Raw genomic sequence first — 23,589 nt, 5'->3', positions numbered from 1 at the left:
CGCCACGCGTATAGCCGGGACGGACATCCAGTTGGAGTATTTTATGAACAGGTGGCTTTCCCTCTCCCTCGTCGCCGCGCTTACGCCGGGTGCCGCGCTGGCGCACGCCAGGCTCACCGGCTCCACCCCGGCGGCGAATGCGACCGTATCGAAAGTGACCACGATCGGCCTGACGTTCAGCGAAAAGCTGATCGCCTCGACCGTGAAAGCCGAACTGGTGATGACGGGCATGCCCGGCATGAAGGACCATCCGCCGATGAAAATCGCCTTCACCTCGGCGATGGGCAAGGACGGCAAGTCGATGACGCTGCAACTGAAGCGCGCGCTCGCCCCCGGCACCTACAAGGTCCAATGGTCGGCGGCGGGCGCCGACACGCACCGCATGGGCAGCGAATTCAGCTTCACCGTAAAGTAAGGCAGTGGCCGAGCTTCCCTGATCGGCATCCGGTTCGCGCTGTACGCCGACCTCATGCTCGTCACGGGACTGGCGGCCTTTCGCTCTATAGGCGGGCGTGGCTCGGCTCGATAACGCGTCAGTCCGGTGCTGGGCGGACGAGATCGAGTCTCTCTGTCCACGGGTCTTTGCCCGATCGCGCTGCCCCGTCCGGCGCGAAATCCATCACCTCGCCGGGGCGAAAGCGGGGCCAGTCCGCCAGGCCCGATCCGTTCGGATTTCCGGTCTTGACGAAATTGACGACGAAGCCGCTGATCGCCGTCGCCATGGCGCGGTCGCCCGCCGTCGTTGCCGGCCCATATTTGGTCGCCACCGTGTCGAGGAAATAGGGAATGTCGCTGGCATGGGCCGCGCCCTTCGCTCCGTCGCGCGCCGTTTCCGCAACATAGGAGAAGCGATAGTGATAAGCGGGCTGCCCCGCCGCCGCCACGCGGCCGGCGACGTAGCGCGCGGGTTCGATCATGAACCGGTCGCCGCCAACCTTCAGCATCGCGTCGAAGAAGGCCGCATCGCCCTTCGGATCATAGATTGCCTTCGCTTTTGCCGCATTCGCACCGAAGCTCTCGAATATCTGCTCCTTGGTCCTCGCGGGCACGAAGCCAATATCGGCGCTGGTCGCGCCGACCATCACCGGCACGCGCGCCTGAGCGCCGCGATCGAACATCGCCTCGACGCTGCCGGTCTGCGTCACCCCGTCGGTGACGGGACCCGACCAGGTCGGCGGCCCCGCTGGCGGCGCGAAGAGGCTCGCGAGATTGAGTCCCGACACGATGCGCTCGGCAGGCAGCGCCCTCAGCGCGGCCAGCGCGGTAGCGTCCGTTCCCTCGATCCCGACGCTTTTCGCGAAATTGAGTCCGATCGTTTCGGCCGACGGCAGGCCAGGCAGATCGCGCGCCATCTCACGCTGCTGGCCAGCGGTGCGTCCGCCCCCGGACATGACGATCGCGCCGCGGAACAGTCCGCGCGCGGCGGGCGCGCCGAGCAGGCTGAGCACCGACATGCCGCCGGCCGATTCGCCCATGATGGTGACGCGGCCGGGATCGCCGCCGAAGGCCGCGATATTGTCGCGCGTCCAGCGCAGCGCCGCCTGCTGATCCATCAGCCCCCAATTGCCGACCGGCCCTTCGCCGGCAGCGGTCAGAGCGGGGTGCGCGAAGAAGCCGAAACGCCCGACGCGATAGTTGAAGCTCACGACGATGATCCCCGCGCGCGCCAGCGCCGAACCATCGTAGACCGCAGGCGATGCCCCGCCGTTCACGAAGCCGCCGCCATAGATCCAGAAGAGCACCGGCAGTTTCTTGCCCCTGGCGCCCGCCGGCGCCCAGACGTTGACGGTCAGGCAATCCTCCGAGGGCGCGGTGCCAAGGGGTGCGGCATCGCTCGGGAATGGCAGTTGCATGCAGTCATGCCCGAAGGCGGTCGCGTCGCGAACGCCTGCCCAGGGAAGGACCGGCTGGGGCGCGCGCCAGCGGAGCGGCCCGACCGGGGGAGCGGCGAAGGGAATGCCGCGAAACGCCAAGATCCCCGCCTCGGCCGTTCCCGCGACGCGGCCTCCCGTCACCGCGACGACGGGACCCGCGGCCGGCTCCGCGGCTGCGGGTACGGCGGCGGCAAACAGTGCAGCAGCGACGAATATTCTCATGCTTCTTCTCCCCAACTGCGCTGTCTGCCTGCCTGTTCGCCCTAGAACTTCACCCCCGCACGGACGCCATAGGTGCGCGGATCGGCAAGATAGGCGGAACTGCTATATTGCGCCGACGCCCCCTGCAGGGTGATCACATTCTCCAGATTTTTGACGAACCCCTGCACGAAGAAGCGATCGTCGGGCGCCCTGTAGGTCAGCGTCAGGTCGGTCTTGTGATAGCTCGGGTTGCGGAACACCACGGGAACCGCGACGTCGGACAGCAGGTAGGAGTCGCTGACGCGAACGCGCGCCCCGAACTCAAGACGGCTGCCTCCGCCGAGTTCCTGCGTGAAGGTATAGCCCGCCGAAGCCGTGATGGTCGGCGAACGATCGAGGCGGACGCCCGCATAATCGATCGTCGGAACCGGGCGAAACGACGTATAGCGCGCCTTCAGCCAGTTGAGCGAGATGTCGAAATGATGCGCCGGATGCGGTGACAGCACGGCCTCCAGTTCGACACCATCGACCTTCGCCGCGCCGGCGTTGGTCGTGACCTGACAGGGACCGCCGCAGATGGTCGACGAATAGCTGAGCTGCATTCCCTTATAATCATAATGGAACAGCGAACCGTTCAGCCGCAGCGCTCCGTCGGCGAAGCGACCCTTGATGCCCGCTTCATACGCGGTGATCGTTTCGGGATCGTAATAGAGCGCTTCGGCGGGCAGCGAACAGCCGGTGCCCGTTCCGATCTCGCAACCGTCGTTGAAGCCGCCCGCCTTGTAGCCCGTCGAAACCGACGCATAGAGCAACGTGTTGCCGAGGTCATAGTCGAGCCCCGCGCGCCACGTCACCTTGCTGAAGGTCCGCCGCGCGTTGTTCTGCTGGAGCGGAAGGATGCCGATCGGAGCGGGATATTCGAGGATCGTCTGGCCGACGCGCGACTTGAGGTCGTGCGAATAGCGGATGCCGCCGGTGAATTTCAGGGCGGGAACGAGTTCATAGGTGAACTGGCCGAACACGCCCTTCGATTCCGAAATCGTCGGGTCCTGCGGGAAGCCGTAACGGATCACCCCCGCGGGCGTTCCTACCGGGAAGATCGCCATCGGCGGATTGATGATGAACGCACCGATTCCCGACTTTTCCTTGAAATAATAACCGCCGACCTGCCCGGTGAACGCGCCGCCGTCATCATAGGCGAAACGCAATTCCTGCGAGTTCTGCCAATAATGGCCTTCGAACACGCCGCGCTGGGCGGTGGGGAAGAAGGGGGACAGATCCTGCGGCCCCTGTTCGTGCCGGTTAAACTCGCGGTAGCTGCCGAGATAGGTCATGGTGACCGGACCCAGCGCCCAGTTGAGCTCGCCCGTGATGCCCCATGTGTCGTTGTCGTAGAAGGATTCAGAGCCTTCGTTATAATCCCGCGTCCGCTGGGCCGTCGAGCCGATGTCCTTGTAGACCGGGCTGCGCGTGCCCCGCGTGAACGGGCGGCTGAAGAAATTGGTCAGCCGCACGGTGTTCGCGGGGCGTCCGTCGATCTTGCTGTAGTCGCCGCGCAGCAGCAGCGTGACGTCGGGACCGAAATCGATCAATGCCGACAGGCGGGCCGACAGATTTTTCTTCCCCGGATCGAGCTTCCAGGGCGAGTTCGCCCAGGGCCGGATATAGGAATCGCGGCGGTCGTAATTGACCGCGCCGCGCAGCGCGAAGCCGGGCGCGACGGGCACGTTGAGCATCGCGGTCGCCTGAACGGTGTCGAAATTGCCATAGGTCGCATCGACCGAGGCCGCGAAACGATCGACGGGCCGCGCCGAGATGACATGGACCACGCCCGCGGTCGAGTTGCGGCCGAACAGCGTCCCCTGCGGGCCGCGCAGCACCTCGACGCGCTCGAGATCGAAGAAGCTGACCTCCTGCGCCTGCGGACGTGCGATATAGATGCCGTCGAGAAGGAATGCCGCCGACGGATCGCCCTTTTCGGTGCCGTCGCGGCTGGTGACGCCGCGAATCGTGATCTGAAGCCCGTTGCCGCGGTCGATCGACAGGTTGGGGACGACGTCGGCAAGCTGGGTCGGGTTGCTGATGCCCGCATCGCGCAACCCCTCGCCGCCGATCGCAGTCAGCGCGATCGGCGTCTTCGAGGCGAGCGATTCGGTTCGCGTCGCGGTGACGACAATATCGCCGTCCTGCACCTCGGGCTGCTCTTGCGCGAGTGCGGGCGACGCCACCAGCGCAGCGGTGACGCAAAGATAGGTACGCAGACGATGTGCCATTGGCCTTCTCCCTCCTGTTATCTTTTCCATGAACTCGATTACAGTTCATATTTTTCAGAGGTAAAACCCATGGCAGGGCGCGAGTCAAGTAATCGATTACATATCCGTTATGATTATCCTGATTTTTATATGTGATAACGTTATCATTCCTATATCGGCGCTCCGGACGGCGAAGTCGCCGCGCGGTCGCCGCGTCAGCCCTTCCCCGCGCCGCCGGCGAAGTCGTCGAACGCGCGATCGGTCACGCGGATGATATGGTCAGCGATGAACCGCGCGCCCTCGCGCGCACCGTCTTCGGGATGCTTCAGGCAGCATTCCCACTCGAGCACCGCCCAGCCCGGAAAATCATATTGGGCCATTTTCGAGAAGATGGTGCGGAAATCGATCTGGCCATCGCCCAGCGAGCGGAACCGCCCGGGGCGGTCGATCCACTCCTGATAACCGCCATAGACCCCCGACCGGCCGCTCGGGCGGAACTCGGCGTCCTTCACATGGAACGCCTTTATGCGCTCGTGATAGAGATCGATGAAGGCGAGATAGTCGAGCTGCTGCAGCAGGAAATGGCTGGGGTCATAGAGGATGTTGGCACGCGGATGACCGCCCACCGCCTCCAGGAAACGCTCGAAGGTCGCGCCATCGTGCAGATCTTCGCCCGGATGGATTTCATAGGCGACATCGACCCCGACCGCGTCGAAGGCATCGAGGATCGGACGCCAGCGGCGCGCGAGCTCGGCGAACGCCTCCTCGATCATCCCCGCCGGGCGCTGCGGCCACGGATAGAAATTCGCCCAGGCAAGCGCGCCCGAGAAGGTGACGTGCGTATCGAGCCCGAGGTTGCGGCTCGCCTTCGCCGCGAGCAGCAGCTGTTCGGTCGCCCACTCTCTTCGCGCGTCGGGCCTGCCATGGAGATGCGCGGGCGCGAAGGCATCGAACAGCCGGTCCTGCGCCGGATCGACCGCGATCAACTGCCCCTGCAGATGCGTCGAAAGCTCGGTGACCGCGAGGCCATGCGCGGCGAGCGTGCCGGTCAGCTCGTCGCAATAGTCGCGGCTCACGGCGGCGAGTTCGAGGTTCACCAGCCGTCCCCCGGTCGGAAGCTGAAGTCCCTTGTAGCCGAGCCCGCCCGCCCAGCCCGCCATCCCCGCGAGGCTGTCGAACGGCGCTTCGCTGCCCTCGAACTGGGCCAGGAAAATCGCGGGACCCTTTATCGTTCTCATGAAAAACCTTTCGGATGGGGAGGTCAGGGTCGCGGGGCGATTGCTTCGACCGGCTGCCATGCGCCGCCCGCTGCGGAAGAACGGAGCGCGGCATCGACGCAGCGCAGCCCGCGCACGCCATCCTCGATCCCGCAAAGCGGGGTCTCGGCGATCGGCATCGAACCGCGGATCGCGTCCGCGAAATCGCGGTAGATATTCGCAAACGCTTCGATGAAACCTTCGGGATGCCCGGCTGGCAGCCGCGTCGCCGCGGCCGCCACCGGCCCGAGCCAAGGTCCGCCTGCGCTGACGATCTCATCCGGGCGGTCGGGCCAGCGCAGATAGAGATGCTGGCTGTCGGCGTGCGACCACTGCAGTCCGCCGCGCTCGCCCCAGATGGAGAGGCGGAGATCGTTGCGCGCGCCCGCCGCAACCTGCGTCGCCGCGACCAGCCCGCGCGCGCCGCCCGCGAAGCGCAGCAGCAATGTCGCATCGTCGTCGAGGCTGCGCCCCGGCACGACCGCCGCGAGATCGGCAAGCAGATGCTCGATCCGCTCGCCCGACACATATTCGGCAAGGTTGAGCGCATGGACGCCGATGTCCGAAATACACCCGCCGACGCCCGTCCGCGCGGGATCGGTGCGCCAGCCGGCCTGTTTGTTGTTGCCCCGCTCGACCGGCTCGGCGAGCCAGCCCTGCGGATATTCGACATGGATGCGGCGGATGCGGCCCAGCTCGCCGCGCACAATGCGCTCGCGCGCCTCGCGGATCAGCGGATAGCCGGTGTAGGTATAAGTGACCGCATAAAGCGCGTCCGAGGCCGCGACATGATTCTGCAGCGCCAGCGCCTCGGCGAGCGTCGCGGTCGCTGGCTTATCGCTGATCACATGCACCCCCGCCGCGAGCGCCGCCGCCGCGATCGGCAGATGCGTGTCGTTGGGGGTCGCGATCGCGACCAAGGCGATGCCATCGGGGCGCCGCGCTTCGGCCGCGAGCATCGTCGCGACATCGGGATAGGCGCGCTCCGGATCGATCCCATAGCCCGCCGCCGCCTCCAGCGACCGCGCGTGGTCGCGGCTGAACACACCCGCGCGCAGGCGCATCGCGCCGTCGAGCTCGGCCGCCATGCGGTGCACCGGCCCGATGAACGAGCCGGGGCCGCCACCGACCATCGCCATGGCAAGGGGCACCATACCAGCGGGCACGGTCATGCCTCGCTCCGTGCCGCCGCGAGCGTAACGGGCGCATAGCCGCCGCGCGACCGGAAGAAGAGGATCAGCGCGAGATAGATCGCCATCATCAGCACCGGCAGCAGGGCGACCTCGCGCAGCGCGCCCTTCTTGCCCTCGACGACCACCGTCTCGACCGCGCGGCGCTCGGTTTCGGGGGCTCGCGCGACCGACGCTGTATCGAGCGCGCGGTACGATCCGAACACGCCATGCTGCGGGGCCGACAGATGCGTGTCGGCGAGCCGGGTTTCGTGCGCACGGTCATAGGCCGCGAGCCCGGCGGCGGTCGAACGGTCCTGGATCGTGCCGAGCAGGCTCGCCCCGACGATTCCCGCCGCGAGCATCCCGGCGCCCGCCATGACGTTCACCGTCACCGCGCCGCCGCGCGGGAAGCGTTCGGACGCGACCGCCAGGCTGGTGCCCCAGAAGAAGCTCTTGCCGATGCCATAGAGGGTTGCCGCCGCGAGCAGCGCCACGCCGGTCGCGCCCGCCATCCAGAACAGGCCGACCGCAGCAAGCCCCGACGCGATGGCGAGCGTCCCGAGCGGGGTCGCGACGCGCACGATCGACCCCGCGAACAGCCGGATCACGAAGACGAGCGCGGCGGTATAGACGAGCACCCAGCCCGCCTCGATTCCCCATCGCGCCATTTCGGGCTCCATCAGCGACACGATCCAGCTGTCGGTGCTGAGTTCGGTGATCGCGAGCGGGATCATCACGAGGACGAGGATGACATAGAGTGGATGCCCGGCCGAGCGGGCATAGACGCCGTAAACGGCGGTCAGCGCGGCAACGGCGGAAACGATCGCCCAGCCCGGCAAGTCGGCGACGCGCCCGATCTCCATGCACATCAGCGACAGAATGACGAAGGCGCTGACGAAGCCCGCTTCCTTCAGCATCTCGCGATAGGACACGCCCGCCGCGACGCGCTCGCTGATCGGGAAGCGCTGCCCGAACAGCGCCGCGGCATAGACGAGAACCGGAACCGCCATAATTCCCGTCTTCACCCGCCAGTCGACGGCTCCGCCAAGCGCAATCGCAAAGACTCCTCCCAGCATGAGTCCGAGCGGCCAGGCCGCGTGCAGCCGGTTGAGCCAGCGCGGCTTGTCCTCGTGATAGAGGGTCGCGATCAGCGGATTGGCGGCCGCCTCGACCGCGCCATTGCCCAGCGCCATGATGAAGGTGCCGATATAGAGCGGCCAGTAGCCGCTCGCCGTCACCAATATGCCCAAGCCCACGATATGGCAGGCGGCGGCGAAACCGAAGGCGCGGCGGAATCCGATCCGGTCGATGACGAGGCTGAGCAGCACGATGGTGATCGCGAAAGGCCACAGGCCGACGCCGAGCAATTCGCCCTTCTGGGTCTCCGAAAGCCCGAAGGCGACGCCCCATTCGTCGACGACCATCGCGCGCAGAACGAAGCAGAAGGAGGTCGCCGTGATCGCGGCGAAGGATATGCCGAACAGCCGCCGCCGCGAATCAAATGCCCCGTCCACATCCCTCTCCCTATTTTTGTAATGGATTACATTATGCACAGCGGCGTTGAATCGCAAGGCCAATAATATTAAGCTTCCCAACGCTTTTCATGATGAGAGAACGTTTTCCGGATGACGACAATTGCAGATGTGGCGCGCGCGGCGGGGGTTTCGACGGCGACGGTATCGCGCGCGCTGAGCAACCCCGGCGCGGTCAGCGAACCGCGGCGCAGCCAGGTACTGCAGGCGGCGAAGGCGCTCGGCTATGCGCCCAACTATGCCGCGCAGAGCCTCCGGACGACGCGGTCGCAGCGGATCATCCTGACCGTTCCCGACATCTCGAACCCCTTCTTCTCGGCGGTGATCCGCGGCGCCGAGGAGGCCGCGCTCGCCGCGCGCTATTCGCTGCTGATCGGCGACACGCATCACGACAGCGAGCGCGAGGAATATTATGCCGCGATGCTGACCCGCCGCGAGGCCGACGGCATGGTCTTCCTCGGCCACCGGCTCGCGCCGACCATGGTCGCGCTGGTCGCCAAGCAAGGCGCCGAGGCGCCAATCGTCAACGGCTGCGAATTCGAACCGGGACTTAACGTCTCGAGCGTCCATATCGCCAACGCCGTCGCGGCGGCCGAGGCGATGCAGCATCTCTACGACCTCGGCCATCGCCGGATCGGGGTAATCACCGGCCCGCTGCTGAGCCCGATCAGCCGCGACCGGCTGAGCGGGGTGCAGGGCGCCGCCGCGGGGCAGCGATTGTGGGACGAGGTTCTGGTCCGCACCGGCGATTTTTCGGTCGATTCGGGCGAAGCGCTGACCCACGAACTGCTTGCCGAAGATCATCCGCCGACCGCGATCTTCTGCTTCAGCGACGAAATGGCGATCGGGGCGATCGCGGCACTGCGCGAACGCGGTCTCGACTGCCCGCGCGACGTCTCGGTCGTCGGCTTCGACGACATCCGCTACGCCCGCGCCTTCCAGCCCGCGCTCACCACGATCAGCCAGCCCAAGGAAGCGATCGGCCGCAAGGCGGTCGAGATGCTGCTCGCGATCCTTTCCAAAAAGGCCGAGGGCGTCGCGTCGATCACCCTGCCCCACGAACTTGTCGTGCGCGAAAGCACCGCGCCGCCGCCCGCCCGCTGAGCGCGCCGCGAGCCCGGTCAGAGCTGGCCGGCCTTCATCCGCTCGACCGCATGATTCGCGGCGCGCGCGGTCAGCGCCATATAGGTGAGCGACGGGTTCTGCGCGGCGGTCGATGTCATGCACGCGCCGTCGGTGACGAACAGGTTCGCGATCTCGTGCGACTGGTTGAAACCGTTGAGGTAAGAGGTCTTGGGATCGCGCCCCATCCGCGCGGTGCCCATTTCGTGGATCGCGAGGCCGCCCGGCGGGATCGCGGTCCGGATCGCCTGCACGCCGACCGCGCCGCCGGCAGTCAGCATCGCCACCGCTTCCTTCGAGATATCCTCGGCCATCGCTTTCTCGTTCGCCCCCCATTCGAACCGCGTGTTGAGGATCGGGATGCCCCATTTGTCCTTCTTTTGCGGATCGAGGCTCAGCCGGTTGTCGTAATAGGGCAGGCATTCGCCGAAGCCGGCGATGTAGATGAACCACGGCCCAGGCTCGCGCAGCGACTGCTTCAGCGGCGCGCCGAACCCCGGCGTCATCGCCCCGCGCGTCCAGTTGGAGCGCGCCGCGGCGCCCTGCAGCCCATAGCCGCGCAGGAAGGGCGCATCCTTTTTTCCGACGTTGCGAAAGCGCGGCATGTAGAGGCCCGCGGGGCGATTGCCGATCGGCTGGCTGTCGAGCATCCCCGGCACGATGCCGAAGGCGCCGCCGGTCATCAGGTGGTCCATCAGATAATGGCCGAGCACCCCGCTCTTGTTGCCGAGGCCGTCCGGATATTGCTCGCTCGTCGAATTGAGCAGGATCTGGGTCGAGCCCAGCGTCGAGGCGTTGAGGAAGACGATGCGCCCGCGATAGGTGGTGCGTGTCCCCTTGGCGGAATCGATGACGCGCACCCCCGACACCCTGCCCGCCTTCGGATCATGATCGAGCCCCTCGACGATCGCGTCGGTGACGATGGTGAGGTTGCCCGTCGCCTCGGCGGCGGGGAGCGTCGAGCTGATCGAGCTGAAATAGGAGCCGGTCGAGCAGCCCCGCTGGCACGGCCCGCAATAATGGCACGCCGCACGGTCGCCGAGGTCTTGCGTCAGGATCGCCGACGGCGCGATCATCAGCCGGCGGTCGGGATAGGTTTTCGCGATCCCGTCGGCGACATGCGCCTCGCAGCGATTGAGCGGCATTCCGGGCTGGAAACGGCCGACCGGTGCCGTGGGGGCGTCATAGTCCGACTGTCCCGACACGCCAATGAAGCGCTCGACATGATCGTACCAGGGCCGGATGTCCTCATAACGGATCGGCCAGTCGACGCCATGGCCGTCCTCGGCATTTTCGGTGAAATTGATCGGCCCCAGCCGCGGCGTGACCCGTCCCCAGGTGATCGAGCGCCCGCCGAGATGATAGCCGCGAATCCAGCTGAACGGATGCTCGGCATCCTGGCCGTAGGGATGCGCGCTGTCGTTGACGAAGAAATGGTCGGTCGCCTCGCCGAAGGCATAGCAGGTGCGCTGGATCGGATAGTCGCGCTCATAGCGGTGCCGGTCGCCCAGATTATGGAAGGGAAACTCCCAGTCGGCCTTATGCTCGCCGACATAATCCTCGGGCGTGATCGAGCGCCCGCGCTCGATGAGCAGGACTTTCAGCCCCTTTTCGGTCAGCTCCTTCGCCGCCCAGCCGCCCGAAATGCCCGAGCCGACGACGATCGCATCGAAATCCTGATTCGACATGGTGAGGCTCCCGGTCAGTAGGCGCTGAAAGGCGACAGCGAATAGAGGATGAAGGACTCGGCGCGGTCGCCCGGCTTGAACGGCGCGTCGGGCACATATTCGTTCGGGACCATGTCCGACCGGAGCTCGACCGATCCGCCGAGCTCGCTCGTATAATAGCCGTAGACGGTGAGCCGCTTCATCAGCGCGGCGAACGGCGTGCGCGCTCGCCCGCCCGCGACAGGAGCCGCCATCGCCGCTTCGGCAGCGGCGAGCTGCTTGCCGTAATAGTCATTCTTCGCGGCCTCGGCGAGGTCGGCAAACGCCTTGCCGTGCCCGGCACGCGCGCCGTCGCCGAAGGCCGCCATGCCGTCCAGAAAATGCGTCCGTTCGGCAGGATCGAACCAGTCGGCCACCATCATTTCGATGAAGGCCGGCACCCCCGCCGCTTTCGCGCCGCCGGTATCGGTCGCGGGAAGGATCGTTTCGGCGACGGCGGCGATCAGCGCGCGCGTGTCGGGCGACCATGGCACGGGCGCCGCCATCGCGGCCCGCGCCGCAGGGGCGATCAGCCCGACCCCCAGAAAGGCGGCGAGCTTGAGCAAATCACGGCGGCCGGTAAGGGCGCCGCCGGCAGTCTGAGCGGATGGCATTGACCTCTCCCTTGCTTATGTTATGATCATTGCGTAATCGATTGCAAAACCCCGTGCAAGAGGGTAAATCGATAGAAATATATGAACGAATGATCGCGAAGCCATGTCATATGTAATCATTTACATATACGGATGCGCGGGGAAGAAGGGACGAGGATGAATAAGAAGGCCATGCCCGTGCCGCGGATCGCCGGCCTGTCGGCAATCGCGACCACGCTGCTGTTTTTTGCAGCGCCCAGCGTGACCGCCACCGGCGCAGCTCCTGCCGATCCGGCGAAGGCGCGTACCGCCTTTCAGGCCTGCGCCGCCTGCCATTCGGACAAGGCCGGCGTCACCCGGATGGGGCCGAGCCTCGCGGGCATCTTCGGCAAGCCCGCCGCGCAGGCGAAGGGCTTTCGCTATTCCCCCGCGCTCGCGAAGGCGAAGCTGCGCTGGGATCGCAAGACGCTCGACGCCTTCATCGCCAGCCCCAAGGCGGTCGTACCCGGCAATCGCATGAGCTACCCCGGGGTTTCGGACCCCGCCAAGCGCGCCGCGATCATCGACTATGTGCAAAGCCTGCGCTGAAGGCGGGCAAACAACGAGAAACGAGAGGGACAGGATGATGAAGGGTCGCCACATCGCACCGCTTTTGATGATATCGTCGGCGTTCGCCGCCGGGGGCGCGTCCGCGCAAGACCATGGCGCGCATGACCATGGCGCCCACAAGAAGGCGCCCGTCGCGGCCCAATGCCTCGGCCTGCCGGTCGAGAAGATCGCGATCCAGACCTATGTCTTCGCCAGCACGCTCGCGGACATCCCCGTCCCCGCCGAATGGGACACGCTGCCCGTCGCCGAGAAGTTCGAGCGGCTGAAACCCTCCTTCGCCAAGCTCGCCGGCGCGAAGCCCGATCCTACAAAGCTCGAGGCGGTCCTCAAGCAGATCGCGGCGATCGGCTATCGCAATATCGAGGGAATGGACCTGATCGGCGGCAGCGATCCCGCCGGCTATGCGAAGCTCCTCAAGGACAACGGCCTGCAGGCGGTGGCGAGCCACGCCAACCTCGACAAGGACAAATGGCCCGCGACTCTCGCCGCGGCGAAGGCGCGCGGGCAACGCTTCATCGGCTCGGGCGGCTTCGGCGGACCGGGACTCGACACGCTCGACCATGTCCTCGAAACCGCGCGCAACCTCAACGCGCTCGGCGAGGCCGCCGCCGCCGAGGGGCTGACCCTCTATGTCCACAACCACACCGGCGAGTTCGACAATCGCTTCCCCTATGATCATGGCGACGGCAAGCCGGTGATGACCAGCGCGTGGGAGATCGTCGCAGCGAACACCGACCCGCGCTTCGTCCAGTTCGAGGTCGATATCTTCTGGGCGCGCCTCGCGTTCAAGCCCGACCGCTTCGACGACCTGCTCGCCTTCCTGACCAAATATCGCAGCCGCATCGCGCTGCTGCACATGAAGGACCTTTCGGCGACCGGCTCGGTTACCGACATGGGCGCGGGAACGACCGACTGGCGCCGCGTCATCGAGGCCGCGGGACCGCAGATCGCTTATTATATCTATGAGTATGACTTCCCCTCCGACCCTGCAAAATCGGCGAAGATCGGGTTCGACTATCTGAGCTGCGGCGGGCAGAAGCAGGCCGGCGGGTAACGGCACAGGCGGTCTGCACCGCATGTCCTCCCCTCATCCTGCAAGCGGCAGATCCTGACCCCGGTGCCGCGCCGCGCCGGCGACCGCCTCGACCAGTTCGCCCAAGAGCGTGCGGAGCAAGGGGTCGGCCAGCGCGCCGCCCTCGTCGAAGGCGCGGTGGGCGTGCGGGACGCTGAGCTGTTCGGGCACCACCCAGGCGTGGACGCTGGTCAGGATATGGCGAAGCTGCGACAGGCCGCGCAGTCCGCCGAAGGGACTCGACGAGGCCGACAGCAGCCCGAAAGGCTTGCGGCGAAAGGCGCGATAGGCCTGCGGCGCCTCGCCCTCGCTGGGGCAGGAAAGCCAGTCGAGCGCGTTCTTGAGCATCGCCGTGACCGAACCATTGTGCTCGGGGCTGGCGATGATCACTGCGTCGTGGCGGCGAAACATCGCCTTCAGCGCCAGCGCCTCGGGCACCTCGTCGAGCGACAGGACGTCGGCCCCGAAGAGCGGCAGGCGATAGTCGGACAGCGAAAGCCGCGTCGCGCCGAGGCCGCGGTCGCGCGCCGCCTGCAGCGCGCAGTCGACCAGCTTTTCATTGAGCGAGCCGCCGCGGATGCCCCCGGCGAGCAGCAAGAGCTCGGGTTGCGGCACGCGCCTCTCCCTCGTCAGAAATCGAGCGACAGCTGCAGCGTCACCGTTCGCGGCGCGCCGACGAGCGCCATGTGGCTGTTGCCGCCGAAGGTGGGGGTATTGAAACCCTGGCTCGTGGTGACCTTGTTGGTGAGGTTGCGGCCCACCAGCGCGACCTCCCATTTGCCGTCCTCGCGGCCCACCGCCAGCCGCGCGTCATATTTGGTGAAGGCGGGCTGCGAATTGAGCGGATTCATGTCGGGCTGGAAGAAAGAGCGCGACTGATAGTTCGCCGAGACATTGCCCAGCACATAGAGGCTGCCCGACACCGGATATTTGGCCTCGATGAACGCATTGCCCGTCCATTCGGGCGCACGGACAAGGCGAACGCCGGCTAGATTATTGGTGCGCGGGCTGCAGGTAGGCGGGGCATTATAGAGGCAGGCGCCGCCCGGATAATCCTTGTAATGGGCATCGAGATACCCAAAGCTGCCGCCGACGCGCCAATAGTCGCCGATGCCGACATTCGCGTCCATCTCGATCCCCTGGGCGATCGCCGACGCTGCGTTGCCGGTGATGAAGGCGGTGCCATTATATTCCGACACCTGCAGGTCGGCGAAATTGGTACGGAACAGCGCGACATTGAACTGTCCCTTGCCGTCCAGGAACCGGAATTTCCCGCCGAGTTCCCACGACCGCGCCCGTTCGGAATCATATTGGAAGGTCGCGAACCCGCTCTGGATATTGAAGAGGAGCAGCGCGTCGTTCGACACGAAGCCGCCGCCCTTGGTGCCGGTCGCATAGCTCAGATACACATAGGCATCGTGCGAGAATTCGTACCGGATGCGCGCCGAATAGTCCCACAGGCTCTCCTTGCGCGTTTCGGTCAGATCATAGGGCAGATAGGTCGGCGGAAACACGCCGACATTGCTCGAGATCGCATTGCCCACGCGGCGTTCGTGCGAATAGCGCAGGCTGCCGCTGAGCATGATCCGCTCGGCGACCGGAACTTCGACCGACACGAAAGGCGACCAGGATTTGCCGGTCTGGTTGAACTGCCGGAGCGACAGGCCGTTGAGCGGGGCGGGAAGGCCCGCGCTTTGCGCGTTGAAGGTCGAGGCCTGCTGGATATGCAAATCGGTGTCGATATAGGTCAGCCCGGCGATGAAGGCGCCATCGTCGCCGATCGGGTGCTGCGCGCGCACTTCCTGAAACAGCGAATTCGACTGTTCGGTGATGTCCGATTCCAGAAAGGTCAGCGGACCGTCATAGTCCATGTTCACGCCGCCCTTCAGGTCCTGCCAGGCGGTCACCGAGGTAAAGCGCCAGTCGCCGGCATCGAGGTTCATCGTGAGCTGGGCCATCGTCGTTTTGGTATTGTCATATTCGGGTGTGGTTCCCGCGGAGGCGCGGCGGAACGACGGATATTCGGGGACGTCGGCGCCCGAATTGCGCACCTTGTTGCAAAGGAAGCAGCTCGCATCGCCGATATAGTTGAACACCAGCGCGCCGCCGTCGACGCGGTTCGACGAATGCTCGACCTTGACCAGCGCCTCGAAAGTGTCGCTCGGCTCCCACAGGATCTGGCCGCGCACCGCTTCATAATGCGACCCGAATTCGTCGCGGCCGGTCAGCGTATTCTTCATATAATCGCCGATCGCGCCGGCGCGGCCGGTCAGGCGGACGCTGATCGTGTCCGACAGCGGCCCCGACACGGCGCCGTCGAGGTTCCAGCCGCCATGCTCGACCTCGCCGCTCGCGCGCACGAAGCCCTCGAACTCGCGCGTCGGGCGGCGGGTGACGACGCTGATAGCGCCCGCATTGGTATTCTTGCCGAACAGCGCGCCCTGCGGCCCGCGCACGACCTCGACGCGCTGAATGTCGAGCAGCGGGTTCTGAAAGGCGCGCGAACGGCTGAGATAAACGCCGTCGATGAACAGGCCGACCGACTGCTCGAACGACAGATTGCCGGTGCCGGCGCCGAGCCCGCGCATCGTGATCGCGAAATTGCCGTTGGTGCGGTCGATCTGGAGGTTGGGAACGCCGTCCGCGACATCGTCGAACAGCAATGTGCCCTTCTGCTCGAGCTGCTCGCCGCCGACCACCGCGACCGAGATCGGCACTTCCTGCAGCGTCTGCTCGCGGCGCGTCGCGGTAACGATGATCGTCTGGTCATCGCGCGCGGTTGCGCCGTCCTGTGCAGCCTGCTGCGCAAAGGCGGGCGTCCCGATGGCGAGCGCCAGCGCGGCGCCGCAAAGCAATCTTCCGGTCCTCATAATCCCTCTCCCCAGGATGAATGGGTCAGGCCAGTTTCAGCGTGTCATATTGTGCGGCCGGACCCGGATATTCGGCGCCCTTGTCCTCCCCGACCTCGGCCGCGATCAGCGCGTTGGTCTGGGTATTCAGGCGTTCGATGAGCGATTTGTGGGCGGCAGGACGCCAGGCGAGATTGTCGATCTCGTCGGGGTCGGCCACCGTGTCGTAGAGTTCGAGGTCGTTATAGGCGACGAGGTCGTCCCAGCGCCGCGGGATATGATGCTGCGCGGGCGCGAAATAGCGCGCGAACTTGTAGCGGCCGTCGTGGACGCCGCGATGCAGGCGGCGCAGCATCAGGTCGTTGTCGGGCAGCGGCTTGGTCTCGGCCACGCCGGGCGGAACGTCGGGCGCATTCCAGCCATAGCGTACCGCATAGTTGAAGAAGATACCCGCCTTGTCGCGGCTCGTCCGCGCGGTGGTCGAGGCGATTGCCGCCGACAGGTCGTGCCCGACCAGCTTCGGCTGCATCTCGCGCCGCGCCGCCTCGTCAACCCCGGCGAGCGACAGCATCGTCGGAACGAGATCGACCGCGCTACCGAGCGCATGGGTCGTGCGCCCGCCGGGAAGGTCGGGATGAACGACGATCAGCGGCACGCCGACATCCTCCTTGTAGATGGTGCCGCCCTTCTGCCGCATCCCGTGCGCACCGGCGCGCTCGCCATGGTCGGAGGTGAAGACGATGATCGTGTTTTCGAGCTGGCCCGAGGCGACGAGCGCGTCGAGCACCGTCTGCATATGGCGATCGACGTCGCGGATGCAGTTGAAATAATAGCTCTGGTTGCGGCGCCAGACCGCCTCGTCCTCGTGCCGCATCCGGCCGTAGAAGGCGCCCGAACTGGCGTTGATCGCGGCATGGGCGCGCGGCTTGCGCGACAGATCGTCGGCGGCGAAGCTGCGCGGCAGCGGAAAATTCCAGTCGCGTTCGTAAACCGGATCGCCGGGCGCGGCGAGCAGCGGCGCGACGAGGTTGGGCCGCGCGCGCGTCGCCTCGCCCTCGCCGCTCGGGTCATAGAACATGATGTCGTGCGGATTGACGAAATTGACCGCCATGAACCAGGGTGCATCGTCATCGTCGTCAGCGAAGGTACGAAGCTGGCTCGCCGCCTCGGCCGCGGTGACGCCGTCGCTCATGAAGCCTTCCCACGACAGCCCCTCGCGCTCGCCGTTGAAATTATAGCCCGAGAAACCGAAGGGTTCGAGGATGTTGCTGGTGTTCGGATAGATGCCGCCGGCGACGCCGCGCAGATTCAGCCCTTCGTTGATGTTCGAAAGATGCCATTTGCCCTTGTAGGTCGTGCGATAGCCCGCGCGGCGCAGCATCGTCCCGATCGTCGGAATGCTGGGTTTGAGTTCGGGGTGCGGCGGCGAATTGGGATTGGCGTAAACGCCGGTGTGCTGCGTGTGCAGCCCGGTGTAGATGTTCGAGCGCGACGGGCCGCACGGCGTCGTGTTCACATGATAGCGATCGAAGAGGATGCCGCGCTCGCGCAGCCAGTCGTGCGCGGGAAGCGGCAGGCCGGCGGGGATGTCGGCGAGCGCGCGTTCCTGGTCGTTGACCATGAAGAGGATGTTCGGGCGGCGGGGCGTCTGGGCTTTACCTGCCCGCACCTTGCCCGACCGCGCCGGCGCGGCGCCCTCCGCGGCGCTCGCGCCTTTCGCAGCGACCAAGGCCGCCGCGCCACCGGCAAGCAAGGTCCGCCGGTCGATCTCTGCCCTGTCGTGCATCCCGCACCTCCCAAAGCCGGTCGTGCCGCTGTTTTCTTAGTATGCTAAGATAATGGACGCCGAAAAATATTTGTCAAGTTGCTTGCGCAAATTTCGGCGCCGGAAGATTTACGCCTCAGAAGATCGGCGTATTGGGCGGCAGATCGATCAGCGAGCGGCCCAGCAATTCGGTCGCCCCGTCGAAGTCGTAGACGACGTGGCTCGCCATCACATTGACGTCGCGCAGCGCGCGCTGGAGCGGGCTGTTCGTCATATGCGCACTCGACCCCGCACCCTCGACCAGCAGCCGGATCGCATCGCGGCAAAGGTCCATCGCCAGCGCGACCTGCGCGCGCAGCGCGATGCGGTCCGCATTGCTGACCAGCCCGTCGCCCGCCGCCTCGGTCAGCGCGACATTGCGGCGCCCGACCTCGCGCAGGATCATTTCGGCGGTGGTGGTCTTCGCCGCGGCTTCGCCGAGTCGCATGTGCGCCGACGCCTTTTCATTCTGCTTGACCGTCGTGCCGAGCATCGTGCGGACGCCGATGCGTTCCTTGAAATGATCGACCGCCGATCGCGCGACCCCGACCGCGCCGATCGCCGCGGTGATCGCGAGGAAGGGGGTCATCGGCATCCGGTAGATCGGGTTGTGCGCATGGATCTTCGCGCCCGGAGCGTTGCCGTTGCGCATTTCGCCCATGTCCATCACGCGATGCTCCGGGACGAATATGTCGTCGCAGCGGATGTCGTTGCTGCCCGTGCCGATCATCCCGTCGACGTGCCAGGTGTCGAGAACCTCGACCTCCTCGGCCGGCAGCGAGAAGAAAAGCTGGCGCGGCGGGCTTTCACCGGGGACCATGCCGGTGACCATCACCCAGTCGGCGTGCATGACACCCGTACCCCATTTCCAGCGGCCGGTCAGGCGATAGCCGCCGGGAACCGGCGCAGCGACGCCCGGCGGATTGGTGGCGCCCGGCGCGATGATATAGGGAAAGGCGCCGCCGAAGGTTTCGTCCTGCAGCTTCTCGGGAAATTGCGAGAGCATCCAGTTATGCTCGACGCAAAAGGCGGTGACCCAGCCGGTCGAGCCGCACCCCTCGGCGATCGGCAGCATCGCGTCGATGAAGCTGTCGATGTCGAATTCAAGCCCGCCGTAACGCTTGGGCACGAAATGATAGAAGACCCCGGTCTTGCGGATCGCATCCCAGACCGCATCGACCGGCCGCCGCAACCGCTCGCATTCGAGCGCGTGCGCGGCGACGAGCGGCTTCAGCGCGGTCGTCCGGCGCACCAGCTCTTCGGGCGTCAGCGCATCGAGCTCCTCGCGCGAGAGCCAGTCGCCGCCCGCCGGAATGCGGCGATCGGCGAAAGCTTCTTCTGCGGCTGCGGCCTCCACTTTGCGCGTCTGAACGGCGATAGTCATGACATCCATCCTCCCGGCAAGCCTGAATCGGCTGTTGGCGCGAGAATGAGTCGCGACGGGAATAATGTCAAGTAACTTAACTAAATTGACGAAGCCTCATTCTTGCGCACTCTGCCGCGCGGCCTCCTCGATCGCCTCGGGCGGCACGCGCGGCGGATCACCCCAGTCCATGCGCATCGCATCGCGGAGGCCGTGATAGGCGGGCAGGCCGATCCGCTCGACCAGCTTGAGTTCAAGATAATGCAGCGCCTTCGCGGCGGCACGGCGCGTGGTGTTCGCCTGTTCGGCGAAGCGGACGATCCGCGCGCGGCGGTCGTCGGGGTCGGGGACGATCTCGACGATGCCGCGCGCCTCAAGCTCGCTCAGCATCAGGCTGATCGCCTGGCGGGTGACGCCGAGGTTGCGTGCGATACGCGTCGCGCGATGTTCGCCGGCGGAGATATTCGCGATCAGCATCGACTGCGCGCGGCTGACGTTCGGAATCCCCGCTTCCTTGAGCGCGGCCTGGAGCGCTTCGTCGAACCAGTAGAGGGCGCTCAGCAGGTTCATCATCAGGAACGGGCTGTCCATCGTCTTACCGCCCCTTCGCCGCGATGTAGCGATCGGCCCGCCCCTCGAGGATGTTCCGCGGCAGCGCGCCCTCGCCGAGCGACGCCGCGGCACCGGGATAATCGTCGAGCCGGTCGTAATTGGTCTTGAAGCCGGGCTGCGCCTGCGCCTCGGTGTGCAGCACGATCCGCGCGTCGAAGGCCCGATCGAGGACCTGCAGCAGCGCCGCGGCCGGCGCCGCCTGCGCCATGGCGGGCGAGGCGACGGGAAGGACCGGGGCGGCGGGCGCGAGCAGCAGAGCGAGGACAAAGCGCATAAAATCTCCTGTGGGCCGCGCGCTTGTTGCCTACCGACCCGAACGACGCAACCATTCGGCCTGATTTTTCGAAAGGCTTGTCAGGCGATGCGCGGCAGGCCGTCCATGATCGCGGTGAGCGCGAGCGCATTCTCACGCTCCATTGCGCTGTGCCCGGCGTTGGTGACGACATAGGCCGCGGGCTCGGCGCCCGCGCTGCGCAGCGCCGCAACGAGCCGCAACGCTTGCGTCAGCGGACAGACCTGATCGAAGCGGCCATGGACAATATGGACCGGGATCGAGGCGAGCGTCGCGGCGCTGCCGAGCAAATGGCCGGGTTCGATGAACAGGTCGTTCGCAAAATAATGCGCCTCGATCTGCGCGAAGCAGAGCGCGAAATCGGCGTCGCCGAACTTGCCGGTCGATGCCGTCTCGGGGATCATGTTCGAGATCACGCCTTCCCACAAAGACCATGTAAGCGCGGCATGGAGCTGTTTCTCACGCTCCTGCCCGGTCGCCGGCACCATGTCGAAGATCGCCTTGTACGACGCCATGACGTCGCCGCGTTCGGCGACGCTCAGCACCGACAGCAGCTCGCCCCATTCGCCCGGATAGGCGATATAGGCGCCGGGCGCGGTCAGCGCATAGGGCGCCTCGTGCCATGTCGCGGCATTGCCCTGATAGAGATAGAGAAGATCCTCTGCCGCGCCCAGAAAGATTCCGCGCAGGATCAGGCTGGCGCAATGCTGCGGGAAAGCGATGGCATAGGCCATGGCGAGCGTGCTGCCCCAGCTTCCGCCGAAGACGTGCATCCGCCCGCTTATGCCGAGCGCATCGCGCAATTTCTCGATGTCGCCGATCAGGTCGGCGGTGGTGTTGTTGCGGAGCGCCGCGGCGGGGCCGGCGGCGGCGACATTGGGCTCGCTCTTGCCGCAGCCGCGCTGGTCGAACAAGATGACGCGATAGCGCGCGGGGTCGAAGAAGCGCGCCATCTCGGGCGAGCAGGCGCCCCCCGGCCCGCCGTGAAGAAACATCACGGGCTCGCCATCCGCCGGGCCATATTCCTCCCAATAGATGCGGTGCCCCGCCGCGGCATCGACCTCCAGCCAGCCGCTGTTCGCCGCGGCCGCCGCCGGATAGACCCAGCCGTCGCCGATCTTGCTGCTGGTTTCGAGACGCGAGAAATCCATGGGGCTTTTCCTTCAAGGCCGAAAATGCGCGACGAGGGCGTGGCGGTCGCCCGGATAGACCTGCCGCGCATAGGTGATGCGCTCCTCGCCGCGCCACGTCCAGCGTTCGAGCGCCATGCACGCCGCGCCCGCCGAAATGCCGAGCGCGACGAGTTCCTTGGCGCCCGCGTTGAAGGCGGTGATGCGATGCTCGGCCTCAGTCCAGGGGACATGCGCGAGCAGCCACGAGCCCGGCGGCTCGACCGCGAAGTCGATTTCGGCGGCTTCGGGAACCGCGGCGAGGTTGATCAGGCGGCGTTCGAGCGCATAGGCGCGGCCGCCCGCATGGTGCCGGCATTCGAGCGCGAGCACCTCGCCGCCGTCGATCTGGAGCAGGCGCTTGTCCTCCTCGTTGGCAGCGCGCACCTCGCGGCGGTCGAGGTCGAGGCGATAGGCCTCGTCCAGCGCGGCGATCTCGTCGCGGATGTCGGGAATTTCGAGCGCGGCGCGGTGGATGCGCGGGTGCGAGACGAAGGTGCCGGCACGGCGGCGGCTCTCGATCAGCCCCGCCTCCATCAGCGCGCGCAACGCGCGGTTCACGGTCATCCGCGAGCAGCCATAGCTCGCCATCAACTGATGCTCATAGGGAATGCGGTCGCCGGGCTTCCATTCGCCCGACATGATCCGCGCCTCGATCTCGCGGCGGATGCGGGCATGGAGGGCACCGCCCGGCTTCATGCGAAGAGCCGTGCGATCGTACCGCGGTAGCGGGCGCCGATCGCGTCGCGCGCGATGTGACGCCCGCCGACGACCCGCTTGACCCCGCCGCGCCACACGCAATCGACGAGGCGCGCGGCGCCGCCGAAGATCCAGCTGTCGAGGATCGCGTCGCCGGAGCGCCCCGCAAAGAAGGGGTCGCGCGCTTTGAGGCTGACGATGTCGGCCGCTTCGCCGACCACGAGCCCCGCGCCCGGCCGCCCGAGCGCCTGCCCGCCGCCCGCAAGCGCGCCGCGATAGAGGCTCGCGCCGGTCGACTGCCCCGCGCCGCCCGCGAGCAGGTTGCGGCCGCGATGCGCGAGCCGCTGGCCATATTCGAGCAGGCGGAGCTCGGCGGCGGCGTCGATCTCGACGTTCGAATCCGACCCGACCCCGAAACGCCCGCCTTCGGCGAGAAACTCGCGGGCGGGGAACAGGCCGTCGCCGAGGTTCGCCTCGGTGATCGGACAGAGGCCCGCGACCGCGCCGCTCTCCACGATCGCGGCGCGCTCGGCGTCGGTGATGTGCGTCGCGTGGACGAGGCACCAGTCGGGGCCGACCGCAGCATTCTCCATCAGCCATTCGACCGGCCGCGCGCCGCTCCACGCGAGGCAGGCTTCGACCTCGGGGACCTGTTCGGCGATATGGATATGGACCGGCGCGCCTGCCGCCATCGCCGCGACGCTTGCCAGCTCGTCCGCGGTCGCCGCGCGCAGGCTGTGCGGCGCCACGCCGACCAGCGCATCGTCGAGACCGGCGACCGCCTCGCGCGATTCTTCGAGCAATTTCGCGAACCGGTCGACGCCGTTGATGAAACGCCGCTGGCCGTGCGTCGGCGCGATGCCGCCGAAGCCCGAATGGGCGTAGAAGACCGGCAGCAGGGTCAGGGCGATTCCGGTTTCGGCAGCAGCCTCGGCAATCGCGCCCGCCATGACCGCGAGGTCGTCATATGGCCGGCCATCGACGTCATGGTGGAGATAGTGAAATTCGCCGACGCGGGTGAAGCCGCTTTCGAGCATCTCGGCCTGCGCGAGCGCGGCAATCGCCCGCATCCCTTCGGGATCGAGGCGATCGACGAAGCGATACATGACCTCACGCCAGGTCCAGAAACTGTCGTTACCCGTCCCCGCGCGCTCGGCGAGTCCCGCCATACCGCGCTGGAAGGCGTGGCTGTGCAGATTGGGCAGGCCGGGCAGAAAAATGTCGTGGCGCTCGTCGTCCGGCGCGGCTTCGACCCCGGTTTCGATGGCGGAAATCCGGCCCTTTTCGACCGTCAGCCGGACGCTGCTCCGCCAACCGTCCGAAAGCCATGCCTGCTCGCACCAAAGCGCCATCGATCATCCCATCTGGACATCTTTATCCGTCTGCCATTAATGTATATACATAATTGAGTC

At 66.3% G+C, this 23,589-nt stretch carries 20 protein-coding genes; 4 read left to right on the top strand and 16 right to left on the bottom strand.

From position 1 onward, the window contains the following. Positions 1–43: 43 nt before the first annotated feature. The gene (gene copC / locus ACE3SL_RS13640) at positions 44–415 is read left to right on the top strand and encodes a copper homeostasis periplasmic binding protein CopC (protein WP_374526273.1); all 372 of its coding nucleotides are present in this window, start codon (positions 44–46) and stop codon (positions 413–415) included. Between the two features lie 118 nt (positions 416–533). On the opposite strand, the gene ACE3SL_RS13635 is transcribed toward copC, so the two are convergent. The 5 genes from ACE3SL_RS13635 to ACE3SL_RS13615 form a co-directional block, all read right to left on the bottom strand. After that, on the bottom strand, positions 534–2,096 hold the full coding sequence (locus ACE3SL_RS13635) for a carboxylesterase/lipase family protein (RefSeq protein ID WP_374526272.1): 1,563 nt from the start codon (positions 2,094–2,096) through the stop codon (positions 534–536). Positions 2,097–2,137: 41 nt separating this feature from the next. Continuing rightward, positions 2,138–4,348: a TonB-dependent receptor gene (locus ACE3SL_RS13630; protein WP_374526271.1), complete on the bottom strand. Its 2,211-nt coding sequence runs from the start codon at positions 4,346–4,348 to the stop codon at positions 2,138–2,140. A 194-nt stretch (positions 4,349–4,542) separates the two neighbouring features. Then, positions 4,543–5,565 (bottom strand): sugar phosphate isomerase/epimerase family protein, encoded by a 1,023-nt coding sequence (locus ACE3SL_RS13625; protein ID WP_374526270.1) that lies wholly within the window; start codon positions 5,563–5,565, stop codon positions 4,543–4,545. A 23-nt stretch (positions 5,566–5,588) separates the two neighbouring features. Next, a complete protein-coding gene (locus tag ACE3SL_RS13620) occupies positions 5,589–6,755 on the bottom strand; it encodes a Gfo/Idh/MocA family protein (RefSeq protein ID WP_374526269.1) in 1,167 nt (388 codons plus the stop codon). Beyond that, positions 6,752–8,269, bottom strand: a complete 1,518-nt coding sequence (locus ACE3SL_RS13615) for a sugar MFS transporter (RefSeq protein WP_374526268.1) — start codon at positions 8,267–8,269, stop codon at positions 6,752–6,754. Before ACE3SL_RS13615 ends, ACE3SL_RS13620 begins: the two co-directional genes overlap by 4 nt. A 111-nt stretch (positions 8,270–8,380) precedes the next feature. On the opposite strand from ACE3SL_RS13615, the gene ACE3SL_RS13610 reads away from it, so the two are divergent. Then, a complete protein-coding gene (locus tag ACE3SL_RS13610) occupies positions 8,381–9,391 on the top strand; it encodes a LacI family DNA-binding transcriptional regulator (RefSeq protein ID WP_374526267.1) in 1,011 nt (336 codons plus the stop codon). 17 nt (positions 9,392–9,408) lie between these two features. On the opposite strand, the gene ACE3SL_RS13605 is transcribed toward ACE3SL_RS13610, so the two are convergent. Together ACE3SL_RS13605 and ACE3SL_RS13600 are read right to left on the bottom strand one after the other, a co-directional pair. Next, a complete protein-coding gene (locus tag ACE3SL_RS13605; protein WP_374526266.1) occupies positions 9,409–11,097 on the bottom strand; it encodes a GMC oxidoreductase in 1,689 nt (562 codons plus the stop codon). Positions 11,098–11,111: 14 nt separating this feature from the next. Next, positions 11,112–11,729 carry a gluconate 2-dehydrogenase subunit 3 family protein gene (locus ACE3SL_RS13600; RefSeq protein ID WP_374526265.1) on the bottom strand — a complete coding sequence of 206 codons (618 nt, stop codon included), beginning with the start codon at positions 11,727–11,729 and terminating at the stop codon, positions 11,112–11,114. A gap of 156 nt (positions 11,730–11,885) precedes the next feature. Here ACE3SL_RS13600 and ACE3SL_RS13595 point away from each other — a divergent pair, with 156 nt between their 5' ends. Beyond that, entirely contained in the window at positions 11,886–12,296 is a 411-nt protein-coding gene (locus ACE3SL_RS13595; RefSeq protein ID WP_374526264.1) for a cytochrome c family protein, read from the top strand. A 34-nt stretch (positions 12,297–12,330) separates the two neighbouring features. Continuing rightward, on the top strand, positions 12,331–13,371 hold the full coding sequence (locus ACE3SL_RS13590) for a sugar phosphate isomerase/epimerase family protein (protein WP_374526263.1): 1,041 nt from the start codon (positions 12,331–12,333) through the stop codon (positions 13,369–13,371). 33 nt (positions 13,372–13,404) lie between these two features. On the opposite strand, the gene ACE3SL_RS13585 is transcribed toward ACE3SL_RS13590, so the two are convergent. The 9 genes from ACE3SL_RS13585 to ACE3SL_RS13545 form a co-directional block, all read right to left on the bottom strand. Next, a complete protein-coding gene (locus tag ACE3SL_RS13585) occupies positions 13,405–14,004 on the bottom strand; it encodes an NADPH-dependent FMN reductase (RefSeq protein WP_374526262.1) in 600 nt (199 codons plus the stop codon). A 14-nt stretch (positions 14,005–14,018) separates the two neighbouring features. After that, positions 14,019–16,259 carry a TonB-dependent receptor gene (locus ACE3SL_RS13580; RefSeq protein ID WP_374526261.1) on the bottom strand — a complete coding sequence of 747 codons (2,241 nt, stop codon included), beginning with the start codon at positions 16,257–16,259 and terminating at the stop codon, positions 14,019–14,021. A gap of 25 nt (positions 16,260–16,284) precedes the next feature. Next, the gene (locus ACE3SL_RS13575) at positions 16,285–18,024 is read right to left on the bottom strand and encodes a sulfatase-like hydrolase/transferase (protein WP_374526260.1); all 1,740 of its coding nucleotides are present in this window, start codon (positions 18,022–18,024) and stop codon (positions 16,285–16,287) included. Positions 18,025–18,139: 115 nt separating this feature from the next. Further along, positions 18,140–19,426, bottom strand: a complete 1,287-nt coding sequence (locus ACE3SL_RS13570; protein ID WP_374526259.1) for a hypothetical protein — start codon at positions 19,424–19,426, stop codon at positions 18,140–18,142. 96 nt (positions 19,427–19,522) lie between these two features. Continuing rightward, the gene (locus ACE3SL_RS13565) at positions 19,523–19,996 is read right to left on the bottom strand and encodes a MarR family winged helix-turn-helix transcriptional regulator (RefSeq protein WP_374526258.1); all 474 of its coding nucleotides are present in this window, start codon (positions 19,994–19,996) and stop codon (positions 19,523–19,525) included. Between the two features lie 4 nt (positions 19,997–20,000). Then, positions 20,001–20,291 carry a hypothetical protein gene (locus ACE3SL_RS13560; RefSeq protein WP_374526257.1) on the bottom strand — a complete coding sequence of 97 codons (291 nt, stop codon included), beginning with the start codon at positions 20,289–20,291 and terminating at the stop codon, positions 20,001–20,003. A gap of 80 nt (positions 20,292–20,371) precedes the next feature. Further along, positions 20,372–21,460: a prolyl aminopeptidase gene (pip, locus tag ACE3SL_RS13555; protein WP_374526256.1), complete on the bottom strand. Its 1,089-nt coding sequence runs from the start codon at positions 21,458–21,460 to the stop codon at positions 20,372–20,374. 12 nt (positions 21,461–21,472) lie between these two features. After that, positions 21,473–22,177, bottom strand: a complete 705-nt coding sequence (gene hutC, locus ACE3SL_RS13550; protein ID WP_374526255.1) for a histidine utilization repressor — start codon at positions 22,175–22,177, stop codon at positions 21,473–21,475. After that, positions 22,174–23,529: a formimidoylglutamate deiminase gene (locus tag ACE3SL_RS13545; protein WP_374526254.1), complete on the bottom strand. Its 1,356-nt coding sequence runs from the start codon at positions 23,527–23,529 to the stop codon at positions 22,174–22,176. Before ACE3SL_RS13545 ends, hutC begins: the two co-directional genes overlap by 4 nt. Between the last annotated feature and the right edge of the window lie 60 nt (positions 23,530–23,589).

Source organism: Sphingopyxis sp., from assembly GCF_041916015.1.
Taxonomy (GTDB): domain Bacteria; phylum Pseudomonadota; class Alphaproteobacteria; order Sphingomonadales; family Sphingomonadaceae; genus Sphingopyxis.
The sequence above is the reverse complement of the archived record's forward strand: the minus strand, read 5'-3'. Positions and strand labels throughout refer to the sequence as shown.

Coding starts and splice junctions, on each gene's coding strand:
- hutC (WP_374526255.1), bottom strand. CDS start 22,177: ATGAAGCCGGGCGGTGCCCTCCATGCCCGCATCCGCCGCGAGATCGAG.
- ACE3SL_RS13620 (WP_374526269.1), bottom strand. CDS start 6,755: ATGACCGTGCCCGCTGGTATGGTGCCCCTTGCCATGGCGATGGTCGGT.
- copC (WP_374526273.1), top strand. CDS start 44: ATGAACAGGTGGCTTTCCCTCTCCCTCGTCGCCGCGCTTACGCCGGGT.
- ACE3SL_RS13625 (WP_374526270.1), bottom strand. CDS start 5,565: ATGAGAACGATAAAGGGTCCCGCGATTTTCCTGGCCCAGTTCGAGGGC.
- ACE3SL_RS13595 (WP_374526264.1), top strand. CDS start 11,886: ATGAATAAGAAGGCCATGCCCGTGCCGCGGATCGCCGGCCTGTCGGCA.
- ACE3SL_RS13610 (WP_374526267.1), top strand. CDS start 8,381: ATGACGACAATTGCAGATGTGGCGCGCGCGGCGGGGGTTTCGACGGCG.
- ACE3SL_RS13580 (WP_374526261.1), bottom strand. CDS start 16,259: ATGAGGACCGGAAGATTGCTTTGCGGCGCCGCGCTGGCGCTCGCCATC.
- ACE3SL_RS13630 (WP_374526271.1), bottom strand. CDS start 4,348: ATGGCACATCGTCTGCGTACCTATCTTTGCGTCACCGCTGCGCTGGTG.
- ACE3SL_RS13575 (WP_374526260.1), bottom strand. CDS start 18,024: ATGCACGACAGGGCAGAGATCGACCGGCGGACCTTGCTTGCCGGTGGC.
- pip (WP_374526256.1), bottom strand. CDS start 21,460: ATGGATTTCTCGCGTCTCGAAACCAGCAGCAAGATCGGCGACGGCTGG.
- ACE3SL_RS13570 (WP_374526259.1), bottom strand. CDS start 19,426: ATGACTATCGCCGTTCAGACGCGCAAAGTGGAGGCCGCAGCCGCAGAA.
- ACE3SL_RS13565 (WP_374526258.1), bottom strand. CDS start 19,996: ATGGACAGCCCGTTCCTGATGATGAACCTGCTGAGCGCCCTCTACTGG.
- ACE3SL_RS13605 (WP_374526266.1), bottom strand. CDS start 11,097: ATGTCGAATCAGGATTTCGATGCGATCGTCGTCGGCTCGGGCATTTCG.
- ACE3SL_RS13560 (WP_374526257.1), bottom strand. CDS start 20,291: ATGCGCTTTGTCCTCGCTCTGCTGCTCGCGCCCGCCGCCCCGGTCCTT.
- ACE3SL_RS13590 (WP_374526263.1), top strand. CDS start 12,331: ATGATGAAGGGTCGCCACATCGCACCGCTTTTGATGATATCGTCGGCG.
- ACE3SL_RS13545 (WP_374526254.1), bottom strand. CDS start 23,529: ATGGCGCTTTGGTGCGAGCAGGCATGGCTTTCGGACGGTTGGCGGAGC.
- ACE3SL_RS13635 (WP_374526272.1), bottom strand. CDS start 2,096: ATGAGAATATTCGTCGCTGCTGCACTGTTTGCCGCCGCCGTACCCGCA.
- ACE3SL_RS13600 (WP_374526265.1), bottom strand. CDS start 11,729: ATGCCATCCGCTCAGACTGCCGGCGGCGCCCTTACCGGCCGCCGTGAT.